Annotated in this window: 19 protein-coding genes and 1 pseudogene; 14 read left to right on the forward strand and 6 right to left on the reverse strand. The window is 56.4% G+C overall.

What is annotated here, in order from left to right; all coding sequences use genetic code 11:
* Positions 1–16: 16 nt before the first annotated feature.
* The 6 genes and pseudogenes from THTE_RS18720 to THTE_RS13500 all read right to left on the reverse strand — a co-directional run.
* Positions 17–1,108, reverse strand: a pseudogene (locus THTE_RS18720) (tyrosine-type recombinase/integrase); the annotation flags it as partial.
* Between the two features lie 116 nt (positions 1,109–1,224).
* The gene (locus tag THTE_RS13480; protein WP_095415916.1) at positions 1,225–1,689 is read right to left on the reverse strand and encodes a helix-turn-helix domain-containing protein; all 465 of its coding nucleotides are present in this window, start codon (positions 1,687–1,689) and stop codon (positions 1,225–1,227) included.
* Between the two features lie 22 nt (positions 1,690–1,711).
* Positions 1,712–2,254, reverse strand: coding sequence for a hypothetical protein (locus THTE_RS13485; RefSeq protein ID WP_095415917.1), 543 nt, complete (start codon positions 2,252–2,254; stop codon positions 1,712–1,714).
* A 204-nt stretch (positions 2,255–2,458) separates the two neighbouring features.
* Positions 2,459–3,952 (reverse strand): hypothetical protein, encoded by a 1,494-nt coding sequence (locus THTE_RS13490; protein ID WP_095415918.1) that lies wholly within the window; start codon positions 3,950–3,952, stop codon positions 2,459–2,461.
* A complete protein-coding gene (locus tag THTE_RS13495) occupies positions 3,949–4,767 on the reverse strand; it encodes a bifunctional DNA primase/polymerase (RefSeq protein WP_095415919.1) in 819 nt (272 codons plus the stop codon). The genes THTE_RS13490 and THTE_RS13495 overlap by 4 nt, the downstream gene beginning before the upstream one ends.
* A gap of 10 nt (positions 4,768–4,777) precedes the next feature.
* Positions 4,778–5,032 carry a helix-turn-helix domain-containing protein gene (locus tag THTE_RS13500; protein WP_095415920.1) on the reverse strand — a complete coding sequence of 85 codons (255 nt, stop codon included), beginning with the start codon at positions 5,030–5,032 and terminating at the stop codon, positions 4,778–4,780.
* A 710-nt stretch (positions 5,033–5,742) separates the two neighbouring features.
* Between THTE_RS13500 and THTE_RS13505 the strand changes: the two genes are divergently transcribed.
* The 14 genes from THTE_RS13505 (at position 5,743) to THTE_RS13570 (ending at position 25,548) form a co-directional block, all read left to right on the forward strand.
* Positions 5,743–7,893 carry a tetratricopeptide repeat protein gene (locus THTE_RS13505; protein WP_095415921.1) on the forward strand — a complete coding sequence of 717 codons (2,151 nt, stop codon included), beginning with the start codon at positions 5,743–5,745 and terminating at the stop codon, positions 7,891–7,893.
* Positions 7,894–7,925: 32 nt separating this feature from the next.
* The gene (locus THTE_RS13510) at positions 7,926–14,927 is read left to right on the forward strand and encodes an RHS repeat protein (protein WP_168175864.1); all 7,002 of its coding nucleotides are present in this window, start codon (positions 7,926–7,928) and stop codon (positions 14,925–14,927) included.
* 304 nt (positions 14,928–15,231) lie between these two features.
* The gene (locus THTE_RS18030; RefSeq protein WP_157732100.1) at positions 15,232–15,537 is read left to right on the forward strand and encodes a hypothetical protein; all 306 of its coding nucleotides are present in this window, start codon (positions 15,232–15,234) and stop codon (positions 15,535–15,537) included.
* 67 nt (positions 15,538–15,604) lie between these two features.
* The gene (locus THTE_RS13520; RefSeq protein ID WP_095415924.1) at positions 15,605–16,474 is read left to right on the forward strand and encodes an RHS repeat-associated core domain-containing protein; all 870 of its coding nucleotides are present in this window, start codon (positions 15,605–15,607) and stop codon (positions 16,472–16,474) included.
* Between the two features lie 257 nt (positions 16,475–16,731).
* Positions 16,732–17,070 (forward strand): hypothetical protein, encoded by a 339-nt coding sequence (locus tag THTE_RS13525; protein ID WP_095415925.1) that lies wholly within the window; start codon positions 16,732–16,734, stop codon positions 17,068–17,070.
* 61 nt (positions 17,071–17,131) lie between these two features.
* Complete coding sequence (locus THTE_RS13530; RefSeq protein ID WP_095415926.1) at positions 17,132–18,001, forward strand: RHS repeat domain-containing protein; 870 nt, start codon at positions 17,132–17,134, stop codon at positions 17,999–18,001.
* A gap of 85 nt (positions 18,002–18,086) precedes the next feature.
* Complete coding sequence (locus THTE_RS13535; protein WP_095415927.1) at positions 18,087–19,130, forward strand: leucine-rich repeat domain-containing protein; 1,044 nt, start codon at positions 18,087–18,089, stop codon at positions 19,128–19,130.
* 95 nt (positions 19,131–19,225) lie between these two features.
* Positions 19,226–19,864 carry a hypothetical protein gene (locus THTE_RS13540; RefSeq protein ID WP_095415928.1) on the forward strand — a complete coding sequence of 213 codons (639 nt, stop codon included), beginning with the start codon at positions 19,226–19,228 and terminating at the stop codon, positions 19,862–19,864.
* A gap of 89 nt (positions 19,865–19,953) precedes the next feature.
* A complete protein-coding gene (locus THTE_RS18725; protein ID WP_420823849.1) occupies positions 19,954–20,691 on the forward strand; it encodes an RHS repeat domain-containing protein in 738 nt (245 codons plus the stop codon).
* Between the two features lie 319 nt (positions 20,692–21,010).
* Positions 21,011–21,700: an RHS repeat domain-containing protein gene (locus THTE_RS13550; protein WP_095415930.1), complete on the forward strand. Its 690-nt coding sequence runs from the start codon at positions 21,011–21,013 to the stop codon at positions 21,698–21,700.
* 27 nt (positions 21,701–21,727) lie between these two features.
* The gene (locus THTE_RS18035) at positions 21,728–22,498 is read left to right on the forward strand and encodes a hypothetical protein (RefSeq protein WP_157732103.1); all 771 of its coding nucleotides are present in this window, start codon (positions 21,728–21,730) and stop codon (positions 22,496–22,498) included.
* Positions 22,499–22,526: 28 nt separating this feature from the next.
* Entirely contained in the window at positions 22,527–23,447 is a 921-nt protein-coding gene (locus tag THTE_RS13560) for an RHS repeat-associated core domain-containing protein (protein WP_157732104.1), read from the forward strand.
* A 140-nt stretch (positions 23,448–23,587) separates the two neighbouring features.
* On the forward strand, positions 23,588–24,463 hold the full coding sequence (locus THTE_RS13565) for a hypothetical protein (RefSeq protein WP_157732105.1): 876 nt from the start codon (positions 23,588–23,590) through the stop codon (positions 24,461–24,463).
* Complete coding sequence (locus THTE_RS13570) at positions 24,460–25,548, forward strand: RHS repeat-associated core domain-containing protein (protein ID WP_095415934.1); 1,089 nt, start codon at positions 24,460–24,462, stop codon at positions 25,546–25,548. Before THTE_RS13565 ends, THTE_RS13570 begins: the two co-directional genes overlap by 4 nt.
* The last annotated feature ends 2 nt before the right edge of the window (positions 25,549–25,550 follow it).

Consider the following 25,550-nt stretch of genomic DNA (forward strand, 5'->3'; position numbering starts at 1 on the left):
CGTCCGTTACTTGCCAGTAATGTGCATCGGCAATCCTTATGGAATGGCCACACCAAGCCGCCGCTACGTGCTGAGGATATTCCCGTGCCAGTTCGGTAGCCCGTGTTGCCCGCAAATTCTGCCACAGCTTCGGCCAAGGCTTTAGGCCCGCCCGGCGTATGATTCGTTGCAATTGTGTCCGAAGGTTTACTGCAGGGCTTCGGTACCGATTGATGACGTATACCGTGCCTTCAGGAGTTATGTTCCAAAGCTCCTCCAAGGCTTGGCGTAATTCTGGAAACAGCGGAATGATACGTTCCGCGTGGCCGGGGTGATGGGCCGTCTTGGGGCTTGGCACTCGCAGCCGCCCCCGCTCCCAATCCACGTCCGCCCACGTTAGGGCTAGGATTTCGCTGGGGCAGCGCAATGCACCCCAACGGGCCAGACTGAACAGTGCCCGCCATTCAGCGTCCGGGCAAGCGTCCAATACTTTCCAAGCTTCCTCTGGTGTCACAAAGTAATCGCGTGCACGATTACTACCGCACCGGCTGACAAGCTTGGCGAAGGGATTCCGGGGTAACAGCTCATGATCAACGGCATCTTGAAAAAATTGTTTTGCGGTGCGTAGTCGCTTGCCAATAGTCGTTGCTGACAAGCATCGTTCACCTGTTCTATTTCTCCAGGCTTTCGGTGTTTTTAGCCAACACGCAAAGTCGGCCGCATCTCCCAGAGTGATGCTGGCCAACAGCCGTTCCTCGCCGAAAAACGTAACCAGGCACCACGCCACTTGCTTCCAATGACTAAGGGTTGATGGCCTGACACTCGCCCGCCGCTTAAAGTAATCATCCAAAAAAGCCTTCAGTGTGATGCCGGGGAGGTGCTGGGCATCAATCAGCCCTGCGCTAATTAGCCTGGCCCGCAAGGTATCACCGATGCTGCTAAGCCAAATCGCCGTTGCTTGGGGAATAGGCAAACCGGCGATGCGTGCGGACAGTAAGGCTTCCACGTGGTGCCGGATTGATTCAGCCCCCTTCCTGTCTACGGGGCCGAGTCGCACCGTTTTCCGCCTGCCATCGGGGGCCACGAAGAGGATCCGCCAGCCCTTGCCGTCTTTTGCTACGCTTGCCATAGAGAGCTCCTTTCCGTTCTCTGGTACGTCAGCCGTTATTTGAGCCACTGCACTGTTTCCAAGCCACCGGAATCGGACTGGACACAGGCATCCTCATGGCGTCAAATTGGCTCCGCTCAACCGCCATGCTCTTGACCCTGACCGAGTGACCGGGGGGTTTCTAGCCAGAAACGCTTGAGGGCCCTTTCTAACTGCGCGTCGGTCCAATCGTCAAAGGGCCACCGCTTCACGGTATCTTTGGGTTCCAGATTCGCTCCGTAAAGTCCCACGCACTTAAGGACGTGCACCGCCGCTGATTGCCGTAGCCGCCGGTCGTCATCTTGGAGTAGGTCAGCTTCCAACACCTGAAGAGCTCGGCCTATCAACTGCCGTAACCGCTCCACGCAAGCCCCCCAGAGTTCCCGTCGGCGGGCATCCAGGGCCGCTTGAAACACCTTGTCTCTGTTGCGCCAAAGGTTGACGGTTTGCCGAGTGACGCCCACCGCCTCGGCCACTTCCTGATCGGTCTTACCGGCCAGCAGAAGCTCGATGGCGTTCTTCTGAGCGAGCCGCAATTGTCGGGTTTTGTCGGATTTTGCCATGTCACACCCTTTCCTGTGATGCTTAAGCCAACTCCCTCTCTTGTAGATGAAGGACCGCTTCCCTCACGAACCTTTCAGCCGCCTTGGGCCAATCTACGGGGGCAATCTTAAGCAACCGGCAGGCGTCCAGTAGCAGGGCAACCGCGGAGTCGTGGAAAGTGTCGTAGAGTTCAAAGAGAGCTGGGAAGTCCACGGGCTGCGCCGGCGTCCCCGTTGGCATGAGAACGTATCCCGGGCCGTATTCGCTCGGTTGCAGCCGGAGGGAATATCCCGCGTCCCAGAGTTTGTGAAGTAACAGCCAACCGCCCACTTCCTCTTTGTGGCCAAGCAGGAGGGTCAACTCGGCTTTGGTCAAGGCCTCCGGGGCTACGTGGAAGTGAAGTTCTCCACGTTCCCACGTGACGGACACTCCCGGGCGGTTGAGCACATGCAAGACGCCTTTGGGGAGAGTTCCGCATAGATTCACCCGCTGGCCCACGGTCGGGGCGGTCACCTTGCCAGTGGAAGATTCCCTCTGAGTGGTGGTACAATCTAGCCACGCTAGTGGGTCGAGAGAGTTTCTCATAATTTCTTCCCTCTTACTTCTGGTTTCCGCATTTCCGCTAGTCGTAAATCTTGTTGGGACAATGACTTAAGTGGAAAGTGCCGCGAATTTCCGCTAGTTTCCGCTTTTCGGCTAGCTGCCACGTTCGTGCCTTGTGGAAATGCCGAAAGTAGTGGAAAGTAATGCCACTTTCAGCTTTAATTGCGGCCATTTCACAACTTGCGCCTAGCGGAAAGTGAGAAACGGGGAGGAAGCAAAAACTTTTTCTGGTTCAGGGAGCACCCCCCGGCCGTGGTGTTCCCCGATGATTCTCCAGGTGGCCGACTTAGGCCCTCCTCCGGGGGATACTTGCTCAATAGCTCCCTGTTCTGCTAGGGCGCGGAGGGCCTGTCGTGTCCACTGTGGGGTCATGCCACCAATGTCGGCCGCTTCCTTTGTCGAAAACTCCCCGTCCCCGACAGCCGCTTTCAGTTTTTCAAGCAAGCGTTCAAATGACGTGTGCACCTCCCGCCCCAGCAACCGAGCGGCGGGCCGTTGCAGTAGGCGATAGGCCACGTAGTAATCCGCCGGGTCGGCGATGATCGCCTCGCCATCCCGCTCGCGTTGGAACTGATGGGCGAGGGTACTCGCTCGAATCAGCGCCACACAGTGTCTTGCGATACGCCGGCACTCCGGTCTGTCCACCGGGAATTTTTCCGCGAGTTGTTCCGCAAACGGGATCACGACCTGCGGCGGGTGGCTCCCGATGAGCCGCTGAAAAGCCCAATGCTTCGCGATGAGCGTTTCAGAGTTTTCACTTTGCGGGTTGCTTGCGTCGCTGAACAGCTTACTGATCACCAGCCGGGTCTGTTCTTCCGAGTCGTCTGAGTTCAAGATCAGCATCCGCGACGCGTCCTCATCAAGAAGTTTGCTTTTCGTCGTGGATTCGCAAAACGCGACGGGGCCTTCCTGAATGACCACTTCCGTGGTCATCTGCCCATCCGGCCCGCGAGTGGCGACAGCCTTGACGAGCCGCCCTTCGCTGACCAGCTCTCGCCAGCTCCGGTTGGCGTCCACAACTTCGGGTGTTTCCCCCTGCGGGCGTTCACCCAGGGTCACGAAACGATGACGCAGGCTTCCCGGGGGAAGATAGAACCAACTCTGCGGGCTGGCCTGAGTCAACTTGATTGTTGCTTCGGGAGGGAAGAGCGCGCCCACTTTCTGTAACACATGCGATTTTCCAGTGGACGTGGGACCCACGATAACGGCCGCCAACGGGCTTGCCAGCAAACGGCTCACCCCCACGAGCCATACAGTCAAGGCTGTCTCGGCCTCTCCGGCAACACCCAGTGTGCAAATGTCCTGATAAACCTCCCGGAGTAATTCGGGGCTGTTTGCCATCCGCTCCGCCTCGGCGACGATCTCTGGCGGTGTTTTTTCTAACTCACGGCGGGCGATTTCAAAGGGATCAGTGGAATTGCCGTTGCCGCGGGCTGCCTGTTCTTTCGCCGCTTTATCCACTTCATCGGCTAGGTTGAGAAGCATGCCCTCGAACGCCCGGGCTAACTCCTGCCCCGGGCGCTGAAGCGTCTGCCCTAACCTCTCAAAAAAGCGTTTACGAGCGTTTGCGTTGTCAACATCAACTTTGTCACGGAACACTTCCGCCCCATTTTCCCATACCATGACGAGTCGGCGGACGGACCCGTTATGGGGAGTGACAACAAAATTCAGTGGACTCATTTTCGAAACCTCCTGTGATGAGCGATGGCGCGTGACCAGGCCCGATAAAACGCTGGTGGAAGAGGAATTGGGCCGGTGGGATACTTTGAAATGGACTTTGCAATGGCCAACACTTCCCGCTCGGGAAGCGGCGGGCGACAACGCGACTGATTGGCCGCCAAAAGAGCGGCCGCTATCTCATCCTGTGAAAAGCCCAGTCGGCGGAGACGGCCCGCAAGACTTGTTAGGCCACAATTTCTTTGCCCTTCGCAGAGGATTGAACCCTCTCGGGCTATTTCTTCGGCGGACTTAGGATCGGGGGTGTGTTCGATGGCCTTCGCGGCGGCTTTCAGAGCTGCGTCCAGCCACTGCGGCGGCGGGGGGAGTTGATCGATCGGAACGAGCGGCCGAAGCCATCGGTAGCTCTTGCCGTTTACACTCGACGGCGGGGCCACCACATAGCCGCGGGGGCCTTTCGTATCCACCCCCGGGGCAATCACCCCAACGGTGTTAGGCCAGTTTGCTTTGAAGTAAAGATGAAACCCACCGCGCGGGGTCTGAACCAACGGGCATCCCGTGGCCTTCAGTTCCTGCCGGCGCTGGTCACCGGGCCACCCTGCCTCCAGGGCAGCGGGGTCAATGTCCAGTACAGAGAAGCCGTCTCCGGTTGCTATGCCCCAATTGCACCCCGGAAAGTCTGCCAGCCAGCGGCGAACGGTCGCCTCGTCACGGGCAGCCCGTTCCGGCCAGTTTTGGAGAATCGGCCCCTTAGTGCCCGCCTTTAGCGGATGGAGCCGGTATTCGTAAGAGAGATATTCTCGCAGAATCTGGTGCATGAGGTTCCTCTTATTGCGGCTGATCGGGAAGAGAGTTGTCACCTTCCACTGCGGAGTCCGCGCGACCTGATTGGCTAGCCAGCTCTTGTTCAATCCACTTCTCCACCGCCTGACGTGGAAAGCGAAGGCAGCGGCCGATCCGCAGCGACGGAAGTTTTCCCGCTTTGGCCCAGGTCCAGGCCGTCCGCTGGCTAACACGAAGCAGTCGGGCCACCTCGGGCAGTGTCAAAAGGAGCGAGTTCTGATGAGAACATTGGTGTTTCATCTTTTTCCTCCAATTGGAACAACAGGACACGTACCGAAAACTTTCTATTACCCGTTTCCAGTATAAGGGGCGCCTTTTGCAAAATGCCGCCACTTGCAGCAAGGGGATGAGGCTTACGGAATTCGCTTTGGGGATTTGGAACGCATTATAAACCCCAGGGGTTAGAAACTTGGGACAGTTTTACAGCGATTCATGCTTTTGCTTGCGTTGTCAGTCACTGGGATGGCCGGGATTTGCCAAGAAGGCAAGGAAATTGCGCTGTATCTCGCGCTGAGCTAACAAGTTATGGCACTTACGCTTTTTGCTCCCAGGGCGCTGTGCATGACTTGACACGCGATAGGCAATGCCATCAATCGCCGTACGTGGAGGGTGACGGACAAGGAGTTTGCGTGGGCCGATGTTCGCTTTCCAACCCTGCTCCAACAGGACCGTAATTTTTTCGGCAATCGCGTGGAATGAACCGGCAGGCCAGCGCGGAGGGGCATCTCAAGACTGTCAAGGGATTTCCAGACCGACCGGCCGGGCACCTTAAAAGAAACTTTCTCCAGCCTTAACTCTGTTCAGCGTTGACTGAAAGAATTCCAATCCCCCCGGATGGAATGCCGACATAACTCCTTCGAGGGGATTGACAACACACGCACACACATTTAAGCTGTCTGACGAATTTCTGGCACTAACGGGCACTTTTCTCAATATCGGAGCGGGGTTCAATGGTTGGTGGGCAAAAAGGGACGCGGTTGAGGGCAGAATGGGGGTGCGACGAGGGCGCAGCAGGGGGTCCCTGGCCGTCGGCCGACCCGGAAAAACTCTTCGAGGCGGCCCTTGCAGCCCATCGCGGAGATGATCTTGTGACGGCCGAGAGACTCTATCGGCAGATCCTGGAAATGGACCCTCGCCACCCGGGTGCTTGGCATTTTCTGGGCGTGATTGCCCTGGTTAAGGGCGATCTCCAAGAAGCTTGCCAAGCGATCGAGTCCTCATTGCAGTTTTGTCCTCAAAAAGCTGTTTACTGGAACAATTACGGGGCTGTTTTAAAGGCCCTTGGTCGATGGTCAGAGGCTGCGGCGGCGTTTTCTCGGGCGATCGATCTACGGGCCGATTACGCGGATGCGTGGTCCAACCTGGGGTTGGTGCATTTGGAGCGGGGGGAGGCCGCGGATGCCGAGCGGTGTCTTCTGCGGGCCTTAGAGTTGGCTCCGCACCACGTGGACGCCCTTCGTCATTTGGCTCGATTGCGTCAGATTCAGGGGAACTCGAGGGAGTCCCTCCGGCTGTGTGAGCTGGCCCTGGTGCTGGCCCCACGACATGCGGAGCTTCTGCTGCAGTTGGGCGAACTTTACGCCACTCTGAAACGCTTCGGAGAAGCGATTCGGATGTTGCGGGAGGCAGTCAATCTGAGGCCGACCTGGGGCCAGGCCCGTTTGGCATTGGGGCAAGTCCTTAATGATATGGAGGAGTACGAGAAGGCGCGGGAAGCTTTTCGCCGGGCGGCACAACTTTGTCCCACGAGGCCGTTGTGGCGGTGGCGGGAGCTGAGTCTGTGCCCAGCGGTCTTCGATTCAGAAGAGGCCCTTTGGGCTTACCGGGCGGAGTTGGAACGGCGACTGGACGAGGCCTTGGCAGAGCGGCCCCCTTGCGATTGGCGAGAGATTTTCCGGGATGGGTTCCTGCCGTCCTTTCATCTGTATCATCATGGGGTGTGCGATCGTGGCCTGCGGGAGAAGTTTGCCGCATTGTGGGGAGGGGCCTTTCCTCAAGAGAGACCCCGGCCACCGCGAGGGTCCAAAATCCGGGTGGGCTTCTTAGTAACGGCTGGTCATCACGGGGGCTTTTTGCGAGGCCTGGGGCGGGTTTTGGCCGGTTTGGATCGGCGGCGCTTTGAGGTCGTTGGGCTGGTCTCGGCAGGGATCGGAGAGGCCTGCCGCAAGAGCGTGCCTGCAGGCGACATCCCCTGGATTGAGTTCCCTCATGAGATTCAGCAGGCCTTGTCGGTGATTCGCCAAGTCCAATGCCATATCATCTTTCACTGGCAAGCGGGAACGGATACGGTGGACTATTTTCTCCCTTTCTTGCCCCTGGCACCTGTGCAATGCATCGGTTTTGGGCAGCATGGGACCACGGGAATAAAAAACATTGACTACTTCATCTCTTCCCAACTGTTTGAGCGTGGATCAGAAGCCCAAGAGGACTACACGGAGAAGCTGGTCCAATTTTCGGGTTTAACGACCTGGCAGCCGCGCCCCGGGGTCCTTGCAGACATGGGGCGAGAGCATTGGGGGCTGCCGGAACGGGGAACGGTCTATTTCTGTCCTCATCGGCTGAACAAGTTTCACCCTGCATTCGACCGACTATTAAGAGGAGTTTTGGAGGCAGACGAGGAGGGGTATCTGGTCGTTTTGAGAGGATACCGCCCGGCGACCCAGGCCCGGCTGCAAGCCCGTTGGGAAAGCACGTTGGGAAAAGACCTTTGCCGGCGGGTGATTTGGCTGCCCAGCCAGTCGGTGGGGGACTATTACCGTCTTTTGAGCGCAGCGGACGTGGTTCTCGATTCGCCCGCTTACAGCGGTTCTCTGACGGGTTTTGACGCCTTGGGACTGGGTATTCCAGTGGTGACGCTTCCTGGACGGTTGATGGTCCAGCGCTACATGGGCGGATTCTATCGTCTTTTGGGCCTCCCGGACTTGATTGCTGCAACCGAGGAAGAGTACATCCGTTTGGCCGTCCGGCTGGGCCGGGAAAGAGATTTTCACCAGGCCATGCGAAAGAAGATTTTGGAGCGGGCGGAGGTACTTTTTGAACAGGATGGGGTGATTCGAGAGTACGAAGATCTTTTCACTCAGCTTGCGGAGTATTCTCGCTGAAAGGTCCTGTCGGGAAAGTAGGAGGTATGGCAATGCGTCTCGGAAGCTTGTCCGAAATGGGGTCGAAACGTGAATCACGGCAACGTTGGCTGGGCAAAACGAGACAACATCAGAAACAGCGGCACCGTGCCCTGCGGGTGGAAGAACTCGAACGGCGGGAACTCCTCTCGGTAGTGGCCAATATCACGGTGGATCAGCCCTCTCAAGTGGAACGGTTGGAGGGGACGTCCACGTTCACGATTACGATTACGGACTGTCCGCCCAACCTGACGTTTGGAGTGGTCAATTTCCAGGTCACCGGGACAGCGGATCCCAATTGTGATTATCAGGCGTCAGGCTTTCTGACGTGCGGCTACATCACTTTTTATGGCAACGGGAGCCAGTCGGCCACGGTGACCATCGAGAACGATCCTTGGCGGGAGGAGGACGAGACGATCACGGTGCGACTGACGGGCGGTTGGTGGACGGACACCAGTTGCTGCGGTACTTATCCGGTGACCATTGGTGAGAACAGTGCGGCCACTGTCACGATTTTCGACGACGATCAGTGGAACTTTTACCTAACAGCGGTGGACAATATAGGGGCGGAGACGCTCCAGGGGAAAAACAACGCGACCTTCCGGATCACCCGGAGCAATCTCCGCGAACCGGACCTCAGTTATGGCATCAAGGTGTATTACGACATTTCGGGGACGGCCACCCAAGGTGAGGGTGTCAACGACGACTATGACCCGCTTCCTGGGGTGGAAGGTGATGGATGCTGGTATTCTTCCACGGGTTATATCATCTTCCCGGCCAATTCTTCCCAGATGGCATCCGACATCGAGGTCAATGTGAGAGATGATGCGCAAAATCCCCGCGCAGAGCCACTGGAGACGGTGATTCTCACGGTTGCCCGTGCGGAGGCTGTATGGGAAGGGGGCGAATACGCCAGTTACCCCGTGTCCCGAGATTCAGACACAGTTTATATTCACGACAACGACTGGATCATCGTTCGTGGGGGCGACGCAGTGGAGCCTATTGCCCCCCTCCCCGAGCCGACTACAGGCATGGAATCGGAAATGCATGGGCACCCCGGAGCGTTCATTATTCACCTTTTGGAGGGTAATGAGAACTTCGAGGACGTCGCTGTTTCGTACAGCGTGGGAGGGACGGCCACGATCGACGATGATCCGCATTGGGACAATGAGCCGACACCCCGTAATAATCGAGCCGACGCTGATGGATTTCTTACGACGGGGCAGGGTGCACTCTCTCTGAGTGGTCAAGTCACGATTCCAGCGGGCCAGAACCAATACTCCATCTCTTTCGTGCCGTGGTATGACGGCTTTCAGAATCAGAATGATGGTCAGAATGGAAATGAGTCAACACCTCCGGAAACCGTCATATTGACCATTTTCGGAAACAACGTCGACCAACAACGCAATTCCGGCACCCTTCTCATTTTGGAACCGATAGGGGATCCAAAACCTTGTGTGGATTGCTGTGGCAAGGAAACGGGCGACCCCGGTGTTAGTTGCAATGTCGCCGCTCCGACTGGTGGTTTGGGCATAAGCAACCAGGGAACCCGTATCACGTATTACGCCCACTTTAGTTCAGGTCAGGAGACAGTTGTGGCGTTCAGTCCCCTCCAGCTCACCAACGGCCAGGCCACCCTGGAGTTCGTGGAGGCCAAATTGGTCAGCTTTGGCAGCAGTAACCCCGATACAACCATCTGGTTTGACGCCGCGGATGCTTCCGCACTCAGCACGTACGCTTTTGCTTTTCCGGTGGATGTGTCAACTCTCAGTACGGGAGCCTATCCCTGGACGGTCCAATTGATTCAGCACTACTCCGACAATTCCACACAAACAATCACGCTCAGTGGCAAAAAGAACGTTTTCAACACGCTCAACAGCCCGATGGGACCAGGTTGGTTTCCCTTTGGTGTGGCCCGGCTCATCCCCGACGGCCCCGATGTACTTCTCTTGCGTGGCGGGCTGCAGCGGTTTAAACCCGACGGCATGGGCGGTTGGATCCCCGACCTTTCCGATGACACCAGTGCCTACACCCTGACCGGCAACTGGTACACCGGCTTCACTTTGCGGGCCAAGGATGGGACCGTCGATTACTTCAATCCAGCGGGACTCATTACCCGCACAGTCGATCCCGCACGGAATCAAACTGTTTACAACTATGACGACTCCAATCGTCTGGTCTCGATCGACGCCCCGGAAGGGGATACCGTCTATCTCTACGATGAACAGACCGGTTGGCTCAGCCAGGCCATCCGCCCCGATGGCGTGGTTTCGACTTACACTCATGATGCTCAGGGCCGCATCATCCAGATCACCAAATCCGACCCCGACGGCAACGGCCCGCTGCCGGCCCCCGTCACGACTTTTGAATATGCGGGCCCCAACGGCCTCCTTTCGGCCGTCACCTTCCCCGACGGCTCGCGCGAAACCTACGAGTACGATCATGCCCTGCGACTCAAAAAGATCATCCGCGCCGATGGCAGCGAAGAGACTTATGTTTCCTTCCCCGCCGCGGTCCTGGTGGATCTGGGGAGTGGCGAGGGGACGTTCGACAACCCAGCGGCGCTCCGCGACACCGCTGCGATTCGCGTTTCCTCCACGGTTGGCGGGATCACCACGACCTCGGCTGTGGATATGTGGGGGTTCCCCCTGGAATCGGTGGATGGCGAAGGCCACACCACCCGCTACATCCGCAATGCCGCCGGACAGGTGGTCCAAGTTATTGAACCCGATCCCGATGGCGAAGGCCCCTTAACGCCTTCCGTGACCTCTTACGAATACGATGCCAAAGGCAACCGGATCAAGATGGTTCTCCCCGACGGCGGTATCCGCCGCTGGGAGTACGACCCTCAATGGAATGTCGTCACCAAATACATTGACGAGCGGGGGATTACGACCCTCTACAAAATCGACCCGCAAACTGGTTACGTGTTGGAAAGCCGCATCGTCGTGGGCCAGGTTGATTCACCGGGCAACGGGGAAAGCGATGACGTGGTCACCACCTACACCTACACCGACGCCAACGACGGGACGCTCATCGGCCTGGTGAAGACCGAGACCGACCCCCTGGGCACCGTCACCCACTATCAGTACAACGCCCGGGGCCAGGTGACCCAGATCACGTATGCTGTGGGCACCTCCGAGGAGGCATCTGTCAGCTACGAATACGACCCCAATACCGGAAAACTCCTCGCTGAAGTGGACGAACTCGGTCGCCGGACAGAGTACGAGTACAACGCCCTCGGTCAGCTCATTCGCAAGACCCTTCCCGACCCGGATGGAGACGGTCCGCTCACCAGCCCCGTCTACCAGTATAGCTACGATGCCATGGGCAACCTGGCGGCCGAGACCGATCCCTTGGGGAACGTCACGCAGTACGTTTATGACGCGCGCGGCAGGCTGATCCGCACTATCCAGCCCGATCCAGATGGCGAAAACGGCCCGCTCGCCAGCCCCGTCACCCAGCAGTTTTACGACCGTGCAGGACGCCTCAGCCATGTCATCGACCCGGTGGGAACGATCACCGAGTATGCCTACGACAATGCCGATCGCCAAACCGCAGTCTATCATGGCGCCCTGCTGGATAACGCCGATGCCAACTATGCCGAAACCGGTCCCACCTGGACCGACCGGCAGACTGGTTACGGCGACCTCTCCCGGATCCATCCCACGGTGACGGGTGCCCCCACCGCCAGCGCCACCTGGACGTTTTCCCATCTCCTGGTGGGCATGGAATACGAGGTGTACGTCACCTGGGAGGCTGACCCCGATAATGCCTCTGATGCCCCCTTCGCCATCTTCGCGGGTGACACCTCCGGGCAACCGCTGGCCAGCATCACCGTGGATCAATCTCAGGATCCCGGCCAAACCGGACAGTTCCGTGAATTCGCCGGACTAACCTTCCGCAAACTGGGCAGCTTCACGCTCACCGACCCCACACTGATCGTGCAACTGGCCAACAACTCGGCCACCGCCAACAAAAACGTCGTCGCCGACGCCGTGGTCGTCCGCCTGGCTTCGCCGCTCTCCCAGACGATCTATGACAATGCCGGCCGCGTCGTTGGCTCCCTTGATGCCTTGGGCCGACTGACTACCTACGAATACGATGCCGCCGGACGCCAGACCAAGATCATCCAGCCTGACCCGGACGGCACCGGCCCCTTGGAAGCCCCCGTGACTCAATACGTTTACACCACCGGCGGACAACTCGTTCAGGTCATCGATCCCTTGGGCCGTGTCACCGCCTATGAGTACGATGCCCTCGGCCGCCGCAGCAAGGTGATTCTGCCCGACCCCGACGGCTCCGGCCCGCTCACTTCCCCGGAGACTCTCTATGAGTACGACAAGCTCGGGCGACTGCTAAAGGTCAGCGATCCCCTGGGTAACGTCACGGAATACGAATATGACGCCCGGGGGCGGCAAATCCGAGTCACCCAGCCTGACCCCGATGGTAGCGGCCCCTTGGAGGCCCCCGTCACCCAGTACACCTATGATGCGGCCGGACAACTCCTCCAGGTCACTGATCCCCTCGATCGTGTCACCAGCTACGAGTACGACGGCCTCGGCCGCCAGACCAAGATCACTCAGCCCGACCCCGACGGGGAAGGTGAAGAACTGGCCCCGTGGACCGTCTTCACCTACGATGCGGCGGGGCGGCTTCTCACTCAGGCCGACCGCCTTGGCCACACCACGACGTTCACCTACGATGCCCTGGGCCGGCTTATTAGCCAGACTGACGCCAACGGCGCCGAAACCACCTACACCTACGATGCCGCCGGGCGACGGCTTTCCCTCACCGACCCCGTCGGCAACACCACCACCTGGACCTACGACGCCCTGGGCCGGGCCGTGGCCGAGACCAACGAACTGGACGATACCCGGTACTTCGTCTATGATGCCGCCGGCTACCTCCTCCGCCAGATCGACCGCCTGGGCCGCGTCCGCCAGTTCCAGTACGACAACCTTGGCCGCAACACCGCCGAAATCTGGTACAATAACGTCCAGGATGCCGACGCCGACCAGAACCGGGTGGGCACGATCTCCTTTACCTACGACGCCGCTGGGCAGTTGCTCACCGCCAGTGATTGGGCGGCCCAGTATAGCTACACTTACGACGACCTCGGGCGGACCACCCGAATTGACCAGACACTCGTCGGGCTTGCGCCGACAATAACCTTCACCCAGCAGTACGACGCGGCTGGCCGCCGAACACGGCTTATTGCCAGCATCAATAGTACCCGTGACTTCAAAAACCGGTATTTCTATGACAACCTGGGTCGGATGACCGATCTGACGCAGGGGTCGCAATCAGGCGGGAACCCGGTCGCCACGAAGTGGGTCCACTTCTCCTACGATACAGCCAGTCAACTTACGGACCTCACCCGTTACGCCGACCTGGCCGGTACCCAGCTTGTCGCCCAGTCCGACTACACCTACGACGAGGCCGGGCGACTGCGGGGCCTCAGCCACTTCCGCGGCCAGACCACCTTCGTGGAATACACCTGGAACTTCGACGCCGCCAATCGCATGACCCAGTACATCAACTCGGTGGACGGCACGGCCGACTACACCAGCGACGCCACCGGCCAGCTCACCGCCGCCGACTACGACTACCAGAGCGACGAAAGCTACCAGTACGATGCCAACGGCAACCGCCTCACCGCGGGCGGCAGCACCTACACCACCGGCACGAACAACCAGCTTCTCTCCGACGGCACCTACCGTTACCTCTACGATGCCGAGGGGAACCGCACGCACCGCTTCATCGACGCCAATCAGAACGGCCAGCTCGACGCGGGTGACACCGACATCACCCAGTACACCTGGGACCACCGGAACCGGCTGACGAAGGTGTCGCATCGGCCCAGCTATGGGGCGGCCGTGGATTGGGTGATCCGGTACTGGTACGATTATCAGAACCGTATGGTCCGGAAACTGGGCGACCTTAACGGGGACGGCGACTACGAACAGAAACAGAACCTGGTCTATGATGGCAACCAGGTGGTGATGGACTTTCGGCGGACGGGCTCCGGGCTAGTTCAAACAGGTGATCTGGAGTGGCGTTACCTCTGGGGCCCGGCGGTCGATCAGATTTTGGCCGAGGAAAATGTTGACAACGGCAGTGATGAAACGGTACAGTGGACGCTGACGGACCACCTGAACACGGTCCGGGACATCGCCAAGTACGATTCGGGCAGCGACATGACCACCGCGGTCAATCATCTCATCTATGATGCCTTCGGCAAGGTCACGTCGGAGAGTAATCCGGCGGTAGATAGTCTCTTCTTATTCACGGGTAGACCATTCGATAGTGACAGTCAAATTCAGAACAACCTCAACCGCTGGTACGATGCCCGCGTCGGCCGCTGGCTGAGCGAAGACCCGATCGGGTTTGCCGGCGGGGATGGGAATTTGTATCGGTATGTCTTCAACGGGGTGTTGCGATACCCAGATCCGGTTGGTCATTTCTGCGGTGAGTGTCAGCCGCCAATACCGAAGTATGCGAACCAATATAATAAACGGGTTGTGGATATTGCCGTTACCGCGGGCCAGAGCCCCTCACAAGAGAGAGCCGCAGAATCCATAGAGCGGAATCTCGAGGCACTGGGGTATATTCAGGCATTCGGCGATGTAGCAACGGCTGCTCTCCTCGGAACCAAGGAGGCATTAGAAGCATTGGTAAACGCTATTGCAGAGACAGCTTCGTCTGCGTATTCCGGTGTAACGGGCGCTCCTAACCATGCGTACATAAAGCGCGGTTATATCGTTTGGCTCATTGTGGAGTTTGAATCTTGCGAACCTTGCTGCGTTTGGCCCATAGTCAAGGGCTATGAGTTCGTCACGCATCGGAGGGAAGTACCCATTCGCGCACCGGAGGGAGCAAACGATATTCCGGGATTCTACGGCTATCCCCCTTATGGCAGAGGACCAACATGGGAGGAGCTTCGTGATGCGATTGAGCGTGTGCTGGGCCCTGGTCCCATTGACGAGTCTCGTGATTGGATGCGACCTTGGTAGGCGTGATCATGCAAAAGTGGAGCATACAGTGAGCATTTTGGACGGTATCCTTCGGGGTGAGTCCGTCTTTGATCCAGAGGTACTACCTGCGTGTTTCAGGGCTCGTGAGTCTCTTAAGGCCGGTGGCTCACAAGCCCTTCGACAGCCCATTGTTTTATGGGCAATCATGCGTCCCTCACGCGTTCTAAACTCCGATGATGTATTTTCCTTAGATATTGCATGGCTGACACTTGATGATGCGAGTATCGCAGGCGTTTATTTTGTCTCTCGCTCTGAGTTAGATCCCAAAGTGGTGAAGAGTAGCATGCGGTTGGAGTGGGTGGATGCAGGCACGGCTTACTCGGTGAGATTTCACGAGAAGGGATCTTTTCGGGTAATCAAGGACCTCAGTGTTGAATCAGCCATGCGTCTGGGAGTCCTCTCGATCACTTTTGATGAGGAGGTCGCTAAACAGCTTCCTGAGGAACGGAGGGCAGCGACGGTTGTACTACCTCGCCAGTTCGAGCTCGATCAAAACCTCTATTTCGGCCTCTTGCTCAGCGATGATAGCCTTTCGGAGCCAATACGAATTCTGCGCCGCGATGTGCGTGACAAGAAACTTGCGCAATAGTGGCATGGCGACAGAGACAGATTTGCCTGACTGTCTGAAAGCGACCATGCACTTGATGTGACCAACTTTGGCCGAAAAGGCCGTTGACGGCGGCACACCCGACCTTGTACAGTGGACCCTCACGGACCACTTGAACACGGTTCGGGACATTGCCAAGTACGATTCGGGCAGCGACATGACCACCGTGGTCAACCACCTCATCTACGACGCCTTCGGCAAGGTGACGTCGGAGAGTAATGCGGCGGTGGACTCATTGTTCCTCTTCACCGCGCGACCCTTCGACACCGACACCGGATTGCAGAACAACCTCAACCGCTGGTATGATGCCCACGTCGGCCGCTGGCTGAGCGAGGACCCGATTGGCTTTGCCAGTGGGGACGCGAATTTGTATCGGTATGGGGGGAACGTGCCCCAAAGGCTGGCCGACCCGGATGGTCTTAAAGCGATCCCCTCCGGCGTGAAATATTGCACGGGGTTCATTAAGGGTGATCCCCTCTGGGGGCGTGTTCCAAGCCATTGGTTCATTACAATCGATGGCCAAGGGTGGGGATTCTTCGAAGAGCGGCTGAATGTTGTCGGCCAGGGAGACATACGTGACAATGACCTGGAAGTTTATCCGGAGGCAGACCCAGCAACCATCGCCCACGGGCATGGCTATTCGGTGTGTGTGGAGGTTATGATCTTTGACGAGTGTTATGACAAGGCAGCGTTTCAGCAAGGGGTCAGAGAGTTTGTTAGCCAAACCAAGAGTACTCCAGGCAGATATATCGCCGGGGTGCGCGATTGCAGGTGGTTCGCAAGGTCGGCGATCACCGCCGGCCTTCTGAAGGGGAGGCGGAAGGACCTCTCCTTTTGGAATTGCATAAAGTGTTCCTTCGTATACCAAGCCGACCTTGAGCTATGGGCAGGCATACGGTCAGGCCGACGAGGAGACTGAACAAAACCTTTGTAAGGCCCATCGCGTCGTGTTATCGTGGCCATAGCGCAATGCATCAGAGCGCGATTCATGAGCAGCAGTCGCCTTCGACGCGGACTTACGCTGGTCCCCTGGGCCACGCCAGGTCGGGGAGCTTAGCGTGTGTAAACCACGCCCCCGGTAAGCGGTGAAACGGCCAATTGACGGAGGTGTCTGTATTCATTTAGGCGTGTTGTGGATGGCGAGTTCTTCTTGACAAGGCGCGAGGGAGAAATGCCATGGCGCATATGTCGCGGGTGATTTGTGCACTCTGCATCATTTGGTTGGTCGTGGTTAGCTTCATCGCGTATAGCGAGTCTCTCTCTCGTGCGCAGCTACAGGCCAGGTATTCCGCGTCGGCCGAGATTTGCGGGAAAGAGCTTGACCAAATCGCCAAATTCCACATCCGATACCTTTCTGCAAATGGGATTGCTGCCATTGACTATCTTGAGGCTGTTGAGGTCGCCTCTCGTGAAACGGGACACTTGCGCGACTACTTGGAACATTGTCGGAAAGCGGTCCGGCAACAGTGGGATACCGGAGCCTTTCAGGGCGATCAGCAAGGGGGACAAAAGTAGCCCCCGTAGGGTAGATTGAGCCGGAGGCGAAAACCCGCCCGTTTGGTCAGGTGATGGTTTGATGATGGTTGGTCTTCGGTGCGCTCGACCCGCCAGGCTGGGCCTCTGGGGCCCGGCGGTGGACCAGATTTTGGCCGAGGAGGCGGTTGACGGCGGCACGGCAGACCTCGTACAGTGGACCCTGACGGACCACCTGAACACGGTCCGGGACATCGCGAAGTACGATCCGGGCAGCGACATGACCACCGTGGTCAATCACCTCATCTACAACGCCTTCGGCAAGGTGACGTCGGAGAGTAATCCGGCGGTGGATAGTCTCTTCTTATTCACGGGTAGACCGTTCGATAGTGACACCCAACTTCAGAACAACCTCAACCGCTGGTATGACTTTCGCGTCGGCCGCTGGCTGAGCGAGGACCCAATCGGGTTCGCCGGCGGGGATGGGAATTTGTATCGGTATGTGGGGAATAGAAGCTTAACAGCCGTTGACCCGGAAGGGTTAACGCTATGGTATCGAGGTACGCTGACATACCGAGTGATCCAGCCCATAAGAACGATAAGTGTGGTTCTTCCGGCGAAGGGCTCCTCTGGCCTCTCGAAGGAGAGAATACAGAAGCTCGTCGAGGATGCAACCCGAGAATGGGCAAAAAACGACGGAAAAATTATTTTCCACATCGATAAACGATGTCCGGCCGGCACGATACCTGGGCCTGGTCAACGTATCCGGGTTGCACAACAATTTGAGGGCGAGCTCCGGATTTTCGTAAAGCTGAGCCGTCGATTCTTTGGGTTATTTGGGGATTGGACTGCCGTGATTGTGACTGATCCACGCAAGGAAGACGATCAGTGGTCTTTGGGTACGGTGTTATTTCTAGCTGTTTATCAAAAAGAATTCTACGGCGAATGTGGACCGTGTTGCGAGAAAACCTAGGCTCGTGGTAGGATGGCCGTTTTTTGCCGTTTAGTCGTTGACATCTGAAGTTCAGGAAGATTTGAAGGAAGAGAATTGCGATCCCATGTGCACACGGACTGGAAAGGGATTTTTAGGGATTACACTCTCTGTCGGATTCATCGCTTGCATGGGTTGCGGCTGCTTGCGATGTGACGACGGCGAGTATGAACGGACTGGCACGATACCGCTGGCGATTCCGGAAAGAGGTAAGTCCGCACATTGGCTTCTTGTCAATGCCTATTCCGATGAGGACATCGCGAAGGCGGTGGAGGGCCGGTCACACATCCGTGCTTTGCTCATCGACATCGGCCCTGATGTTCTACGAACCTTGCGAGACGATAAGCCCACAGTTAGCGATGAAGGACTGGCGATTGTCACAAAACTTCCAGATCTGGAATCCCTATGTATAACGGGGAAAGGGGAGTTGACCGGTGACTTTCTGGCGTACGTCTCTGCTTTATGTAATCTGCAGGTACTCGATCTCAGTGGTTTTCCAGCCATTACTGATGAATCTCTTGCACATTTGAAAGAATTGCACGGGCTCCGTGTTCTTTCCATGCGGAATTGCGGCGTTCACGGCCCCGGGTTAGCACACTTGGTGACGTTACCGGCTTTGGAATCGCTTGATCTCTCAGGGAATCCGCTGGACGATCTGAACAAATCCGAACTTAGTAGGTTTCAGAGCTTGCAGGCTCTTTTTTTGGACGACACGCCCGTGCGTGATGCGGACTTGCGGCATATCGCTCGCCTTGAGCGGCTTCGCGCGTTGGGACTCGGAAATACTGGCATTAGTAACCAAGGCTTGCGATATATAGCGAATTTGAAAGATCTGGAATTTTTAAATTTATCCGGCACAGGCATAACGGATGAGGGCTTGCATTGGTTAAGCAAACTCGCAACCCTTCAGAAGTTAGATTTGAGCGCTACGCGTATATCTGACAACGGAATTCCGCAGCTTACTAGCCTGAGAAACTTACAATCCCTCGATTTGCGAGGGACTGAGGTCACCGATTTCGGGCGTAAACAGCTTAAGCGGATAGCTGAATTTAGGACCGTGGAGTTAGACATGCCGGTTTTTTGGATGGCCGCAGAAGAACTATCCGAGTAGTGTGTGTCAACAACTCGCTTATTCGGCACTCTTCAATAGATGCCAAAGAGCTGGGGCAGTTGGGAATGTTTGTGTTTCGAAGAAGTGAGGTGTGAATGAGCAATACGGCAGTCAAGCGCGTCTTACTGGGCGTAATCATTGCAGCACCTGTAGGGGGTGTTGTCATTGGGGTCGCCGTTTTTTACCCACGGGCCGTGAGCACTACTTACGATATAGCCCCGTTTCCGGCGCCCGCCCTTACGCAGGAAGAACAAGAAGAACTGTTAGAGACGCTAGGTAGTGCGGCGTTTCGTCAAGACATCGTATCGCGATCAGGCAGAACCGTTGCGCGCGTCGACGCACAATTAACTCGTTGGCATCTATTCAGCACGGGAACGACCCTCCTTCTGGAGATTCAGGCGCGTCCTTTAAACCTATTCGAAAGTTATGCATTGAATCGATTGGTTCACGAATTCCAAGAGGAATGTAGGATGGCTATTGCGCTTACACTTCTTCGAAAGCATCTGCGCAATGGGCAAAGTGTCATCCTGTGGGATAGCGAAAGGAAGCCACTTGTGGAAATGGTGTATTGCACCGTAAAAGGGGAAAAGTTTCACTCGCCCGTGGTGATTAGCTGGGATGCGTCTCGAATTCCGAAGACTCGCGCTGTCCGCCAGATCATAATGGATATTGAGGATGAGTATCCAGGTTATTACTTAGATGTCATCATGGACAACTTGGTGACCACCGCATAACACACCGGTTACATGTGGACTAATCCCTCATTCGACATAAGCTACAGGAAGGTACGTCAACCGTGGATATGGGGGAGATGACCTCCTTGATGATAGAACCGCTGAGGGAATCGTTGGGGCATGTTCGATCAACTCTGACCGACCACGTTGAATACCGTGCCGGACATTGCGATCTTCGACCCGCTGACGGTTTCCGGCGTGGTCGCAAGACCCGACAACCCAGATGTGGCGGAGGCAAGGGGGCGACGATCGTGGTCAATCACCTCATTTATGACGCTTTTGGCCGAGTCACGTCGGAGACTAATCCGACCAAAGAGGGTGCCCTGTTATTCGAAGTGGGACCATTGTTAGTCAGGAATAGTCTCTTCTTATTCACGGCTAGATCATGTGATAGTGATCCTCAACTTCAAAGGCCGTTCGATAGTGACACCCAACTTCAAAACAACCTCAACCGCTGGTACGATGCTTCAGTCGGCCGCTGGCTGAGCGAGGACCCGATCGGCTTCGCTGGTGGTGACGGGAATTTGTATCGGTATGTGGAGAATACCGCGCACACAGAGAAAGACCCGAACGGGCTTTGGCCATATTTCAAGCCAAAAACGTATGGCGATTGTATAAAGGACGTGGAGGTAACCTATCAGGGCTGTCGAAAGCGTGCTGCAGTGGTCTGCGAACTTTATGCACGTTTGGTATCCGGAGGGGGGTTAGGTAACGAACCTATCCGAAGGCAGATATTCTTGACTTGCGTATTGGCTTACGATTTTGCGTGCCAAGCTGATCGCAACCTCGGATGGTACTTATGTAGGCGTTGGTTTTGTGAGACCTGACTGAACACGCATTCACGGATAGTACCAATCGAAAGGAATTTGCCACTCAATCCAAGGAACCCTAGAATAAACAGCGACTTTAGCAATGCAAGATAATAAGGTAGAGACGTTCAAAAGAATAGTAGCGTTCCCTCTACGCGCCGGTTTGTTCCGGGTATGCCCCCGGTGCGCTAAATGGTTTGCTTTACGGAAAGTAAAACGACTGCGAATGTGTTCTCGCTACGTCGTTTTTTATCGATGCAGGTTTTGCCACGAAGTGGTGTCATTTGATTGGCCGCGTCTACGCGGTAGCTTTGTGGTGCACTAAAAGGCGCTCGTCATGTCCGAGCGATTTGGATCGGAAAGTGGCGTGGATCGCTTTGTTCGGGAACGAGATTGCGCCGTGGTCAACCACCTCATCTACGACGCCTTCGGCAAGCTGACGTCGGAGACCAATCCGGCGGTGGATAGTCTCTTTTTATTCACGGGTAGACCGTTCGATAGTGATACCCAACTTCAAAACAACCTCAACCGCTGGTACGATGCTTCGGTCGGCCGTTGGCTGAGCGAGGACCCGATCGGCTTCGCCGCCGGCGACGGGAATTTGTATCGGTATGTTAAAAATGATCCGTTGGAGGCCCTTGACCCCGACGGCAAGGTCGTTCGCGGGGTGATTATTGGCGGTGGCTTTAGCTTCGCAGTTGGCGGATGTCTGTATGTTTATTCTGTCTCCGACCACTTAGGCAATGCGGCGGTGATTCTTGCGCCTCGCTTGGCAGTCGGGGTAGAGGTGAGTATTGGTGCGCAAGGATTTATAAGCCAGGGTACAGTTCCGGAGTTTTTAAAAGGGTTTTCAGTCGACATCTCTGGGGGCGTGGGCATTATCGGGGGACAGGTTGGGTTAAATCCCCAGGCAGGCTGGGCGGGCGGTGCGGGGATTTCCGTCCCGTGGGTACCGCATTGGATCTTCAAAGTAGGCCTAAGTGGAGGTGTAACACCCGTCGTTCATGTCATTTGGAAGAATTTCTAGCCTCGCACGTTGACCGTAGGGTGTAGAATGTTCGGGCGATCTTCTTTAACATGGTACCTTCGCGGCGTGGCAAGCGTTTCGCCGATTCTGGTCTATTTTCCATTATTTTGCGTTTTGGTGTTATCGCTTATTCATGGCTCTTGGGACCCTACCTTGTTTTCGGTAACCTTCGTGACGGGGATTGTCGTTTCACTAGCGATTCTTTATGTGGCAGCTTATTATGTGTATCGCGTTTACAACGATAGTCACCTTACACCCGACCAAAAGATAATATGGGCGCTGTTACTTCTGGGCTTCGCCCCAATAGGCTGCCCGTTGTTTTGGTGGACAATGGACAAACCCCAGACCAGTGATTTCACGGATGAGCTGACAAAGAGTGTGGCCGTTCAAAGGCAACCGTGTCACAATGCTGAGGAGCACGGAGGGCAGAAACCGACCCATGGTCGCGCGGCGACGCTCATCTTGGGTGCAGCCAGCCTCGGCTGGCTTCTTTTTGCCGGTGCCTTTGTGTTGGTGATGTTTTCGATTCTTATAGAGTGGAAGCCACCGCCGACGATTGGATTTGGTGTTATTCTTGTCGCAGGAATTGGGGGATTTGCGACGATGACTGTTGTGGCATATTTTTTGTACCATGTATCTAGAAATGGCTATCTGCGGCCGGACCAGAGGAAATTTTGGGCATTAGTGCTGGTTCTATTATGGCCATTGGCTGCCCCTGCTTACTGGTATTGTCATATTTACAAGGCAACTCGCGCGAATCGAAAATGCCCACAGAGTACAAACATTGCCCGTAGCTAGACGGCTAACCCTAATTGGACAGCGTGCTGTGAAGCCGCAAATTGTTACATGTTGCCCGCAGACGGGGGCGACCACCGTGGTCAATCATCTCATCTTTGACGCCTTCGGCCGGGTCACGTCGGAGAGTAATCCGACGATCGATAGTCTCTTCTTATTCACGGGTAGGCCATTCGATAGTGACACTCAACTTCAAAACAACCTCAACCGCTGGTACGATACCCCTGTCGGCCGCTGGCTGAGCGAAGACCCGATCCAATTCGGTGGTGGGGTGAACCTGTATGTTTACTGCGGCAATAGCCCGGGGACGATTCCCGATCCCACCGGCGAAGGGGCAGCCGAATGGGAACCCGTCCGGTATTATTCTCTCCGGGTAGGAGCTCGGCCTCGGGTAAACGAAGGCAAATGGGGGGGCTTCAGGGCCGTCATCAATTGGATTGTAGAACCTCGCCCCATCATGCCGCCAAAACACACAGGCCTTCCCTCGACAAGCTGGATTATACAGTATGTCACGGCTGAGTTCGATGTCAGGGATGCAAACGGCAACAGAATTCACGATCCGCGGGATGATGGAAGGTGGGGCTATTGGGAAGCGTGGGAAGTGCGGCCAGGTCAGCCATCCCCAGTGACCAGGCCGGGAGTGGCTGTCGATGACGAATTCAGCCAGCCTAATGGCCTCCCAGACACTTGCGGCACCATCGTGATGACAGGATTTGCCGCGTTCTATCCATACACGAACTTGCCGGCCGACTTTGTTCCCAACAATCCGATGACCCATGCGGGGGAGTTGCGTTCTACAAGAAACGCCAACGCGTTTGCGGGGCTTCAGCCGAGGTCGGGTACCTTTGTTCGTAAAGTCATAGCGACATGGACAACGTCCGGCGCAACACGTGTTGTGCAGATGTTGTTCGCTGGAGAGCTCCCGGAGCCATGGCCAGGTAATATTGCGTGATGCCTTTGTAGCTGAAAAAGTGTCTTATGCGTGTCGTCTCAAATTTGTTTTTCGCGATTGCGGTTGTTCTGGGGCCTCGTTGTCCTGACGTAGAGCCGGGCCCTGCTATAACGTGGGAGGACTGCTCTCCGGACACAAGGGTGTTCTCCACAGAGATTTCCTGGGAAGCTTTGGACGGATCTCCCCCCTGGCGTGAGAGCGAGCCGAATCCGCCTTTTCCGGCCAGAAAGGCACTCAAACTTGCGGAGAAGGAAAAGTCCCGACTGGTCAAGGACTCGCCACAGCATGGTATTTTTTGGTACCTGGATAAAGTTAGGCTTAGGCCCTGGGAGGACCACTGGTATTGGGAAATTTCCTATAAGGTCCACTATGACCGCGACGAGCTGTATGGGCTCACGCTTGCGGTGCTGCTGGATGGGACGCTCGTTCAGCCCAGGGAGTATGGTATACGGGATGACGAGTCGCCGTCGATCTATTGGGCAACAAGACCGGGCACTCCGTCATTGCCGGTAAGAGAAAAGGTGTACAGCTCGTTTAATGGCCGGGACTTTGTCACCACGATATCCTGCGAAATGCTTCGGCGCAGTCCGCCGTGGCGACCGAATGAAGCGAATCCGCCCCTGTCGGCCAGAAAGGCACTTGCCCTGGCCGAGCGGGAGAAGGCGAGACTGCTCAGGTCTTCTGCCGACAGAGACACGCTATGGTCCCTGGAAGGCATCAGCCTCGTGCCGCGCGCGGGTGATCGGTGGTATTGGGTCATCGAGTATTGGGGTAGGCCAGGCGGAGCATTGGGGGGCTTGCCCTCCATTCTCAATGTTGTAGTACTGATGGACGGGACGGTGGTTCCGCCGAAGGGGTTACGCCACCCCGGCTCACGTTTCACGAACGGTCGTGCTGCTCCACCGAGGGAGGGAAATGGGGCCTCAGGGAGCAATGACGCCAACGAGACTTGTCAGAAAAAGCGCGGTTCAGGAGGCGCCGGCCAAAACGATCACTTACCCAACCAACCCCGATGAACGCACGTGCCGGGCTGTTTGGCGAGCAGCTTCGAGCACCCTCAGATCGGCCACCTCCGCCAGCGGTATTTTGGGGCCCGGCGGTGGATCAGATCCTGGCCGAGGAGACCGTTGACGGCGGCACGGCCGACCTTGTACAGTGGACGCTGACGGACCACCTGAACACGGTCCGGGACATTGCCAAGTATAATTCGGGCAGCGACATGACCACCGCGGTCAACCATCTTATCTACGACGCCTTCGGCCGGGTCACGTCGGAGAGTAATCCGACGATCGATAGTCTCTTCTTATTCACGGGTAGACCATTTGATAGTGACACGCAACTTCAAAACAACCTCAACCGCTGGTACGATGCCCGGGTTGGCCGCTGGCTGAGCGCGGATCCCATCGGCTTCGCTGGTGGGGACGGGAATTTGTATCGGTATGTGGGGAATGGTGTAATACTCCGTGGCGACTGGTTGGGATTGATCACACCTGGGACCAACCATATTCTCCTGCCGGGGGGGTCGCAATATGTCTATGGTGGACACTGGACGTGGGATGACTTCCTGTTGCATTATATGTTAGGTGGGGGTGAAGTCACTTTGGCACAGATCGGTCTTCATGACACGTTCTGGAATTCACCTGATGTTCAACGATCGCAGCAACACTTTGGTCGGAAAATTGTTTCGATGCTGCACGGTGTCATGCAGGGCGCGGACTGTGACGTTACGTCCTTTCCCTGGTGGTATCACGATACGGACGTAGTAAATTCTACGTTCGTGATATATCCACTCGGGCGTAGCACTTTTTTCCGCCGAGTGCTGTGCGAAGTGAATGTGAAAACCGGACACGAATGTTGTGCCAACAAAAATAGGCCGGCGATAGAGTATTCCGCCGAGTGTAAGTTAACGTTTGAGATCAAAGATGAGTTCGCTGATCCCCTTGATCTAGAGGAGTGGTTCGGCATCACATTCGAATTTGGGCATGTTTATCCAATTGTGTCCCGTCGTGACTACGGCATCTACGTGCAAGGGAATACTTGCGAGGAGGGACCCGCTATTACAGCGACTACGCTTCACCCGTTGATATCGGCTGGAAGGTGATT

Origin of the sequence: Thermogutta terrifontis, assembly GCF_002277955.1 — a bacterium.
GTDB classification, from domain to species: domain Bacteria; phylum Planctomycetota; class Planctomycetia; order Pirellulales; family Thermoguttaceae; genus Thermogutta; species Thermogutta terrifontis.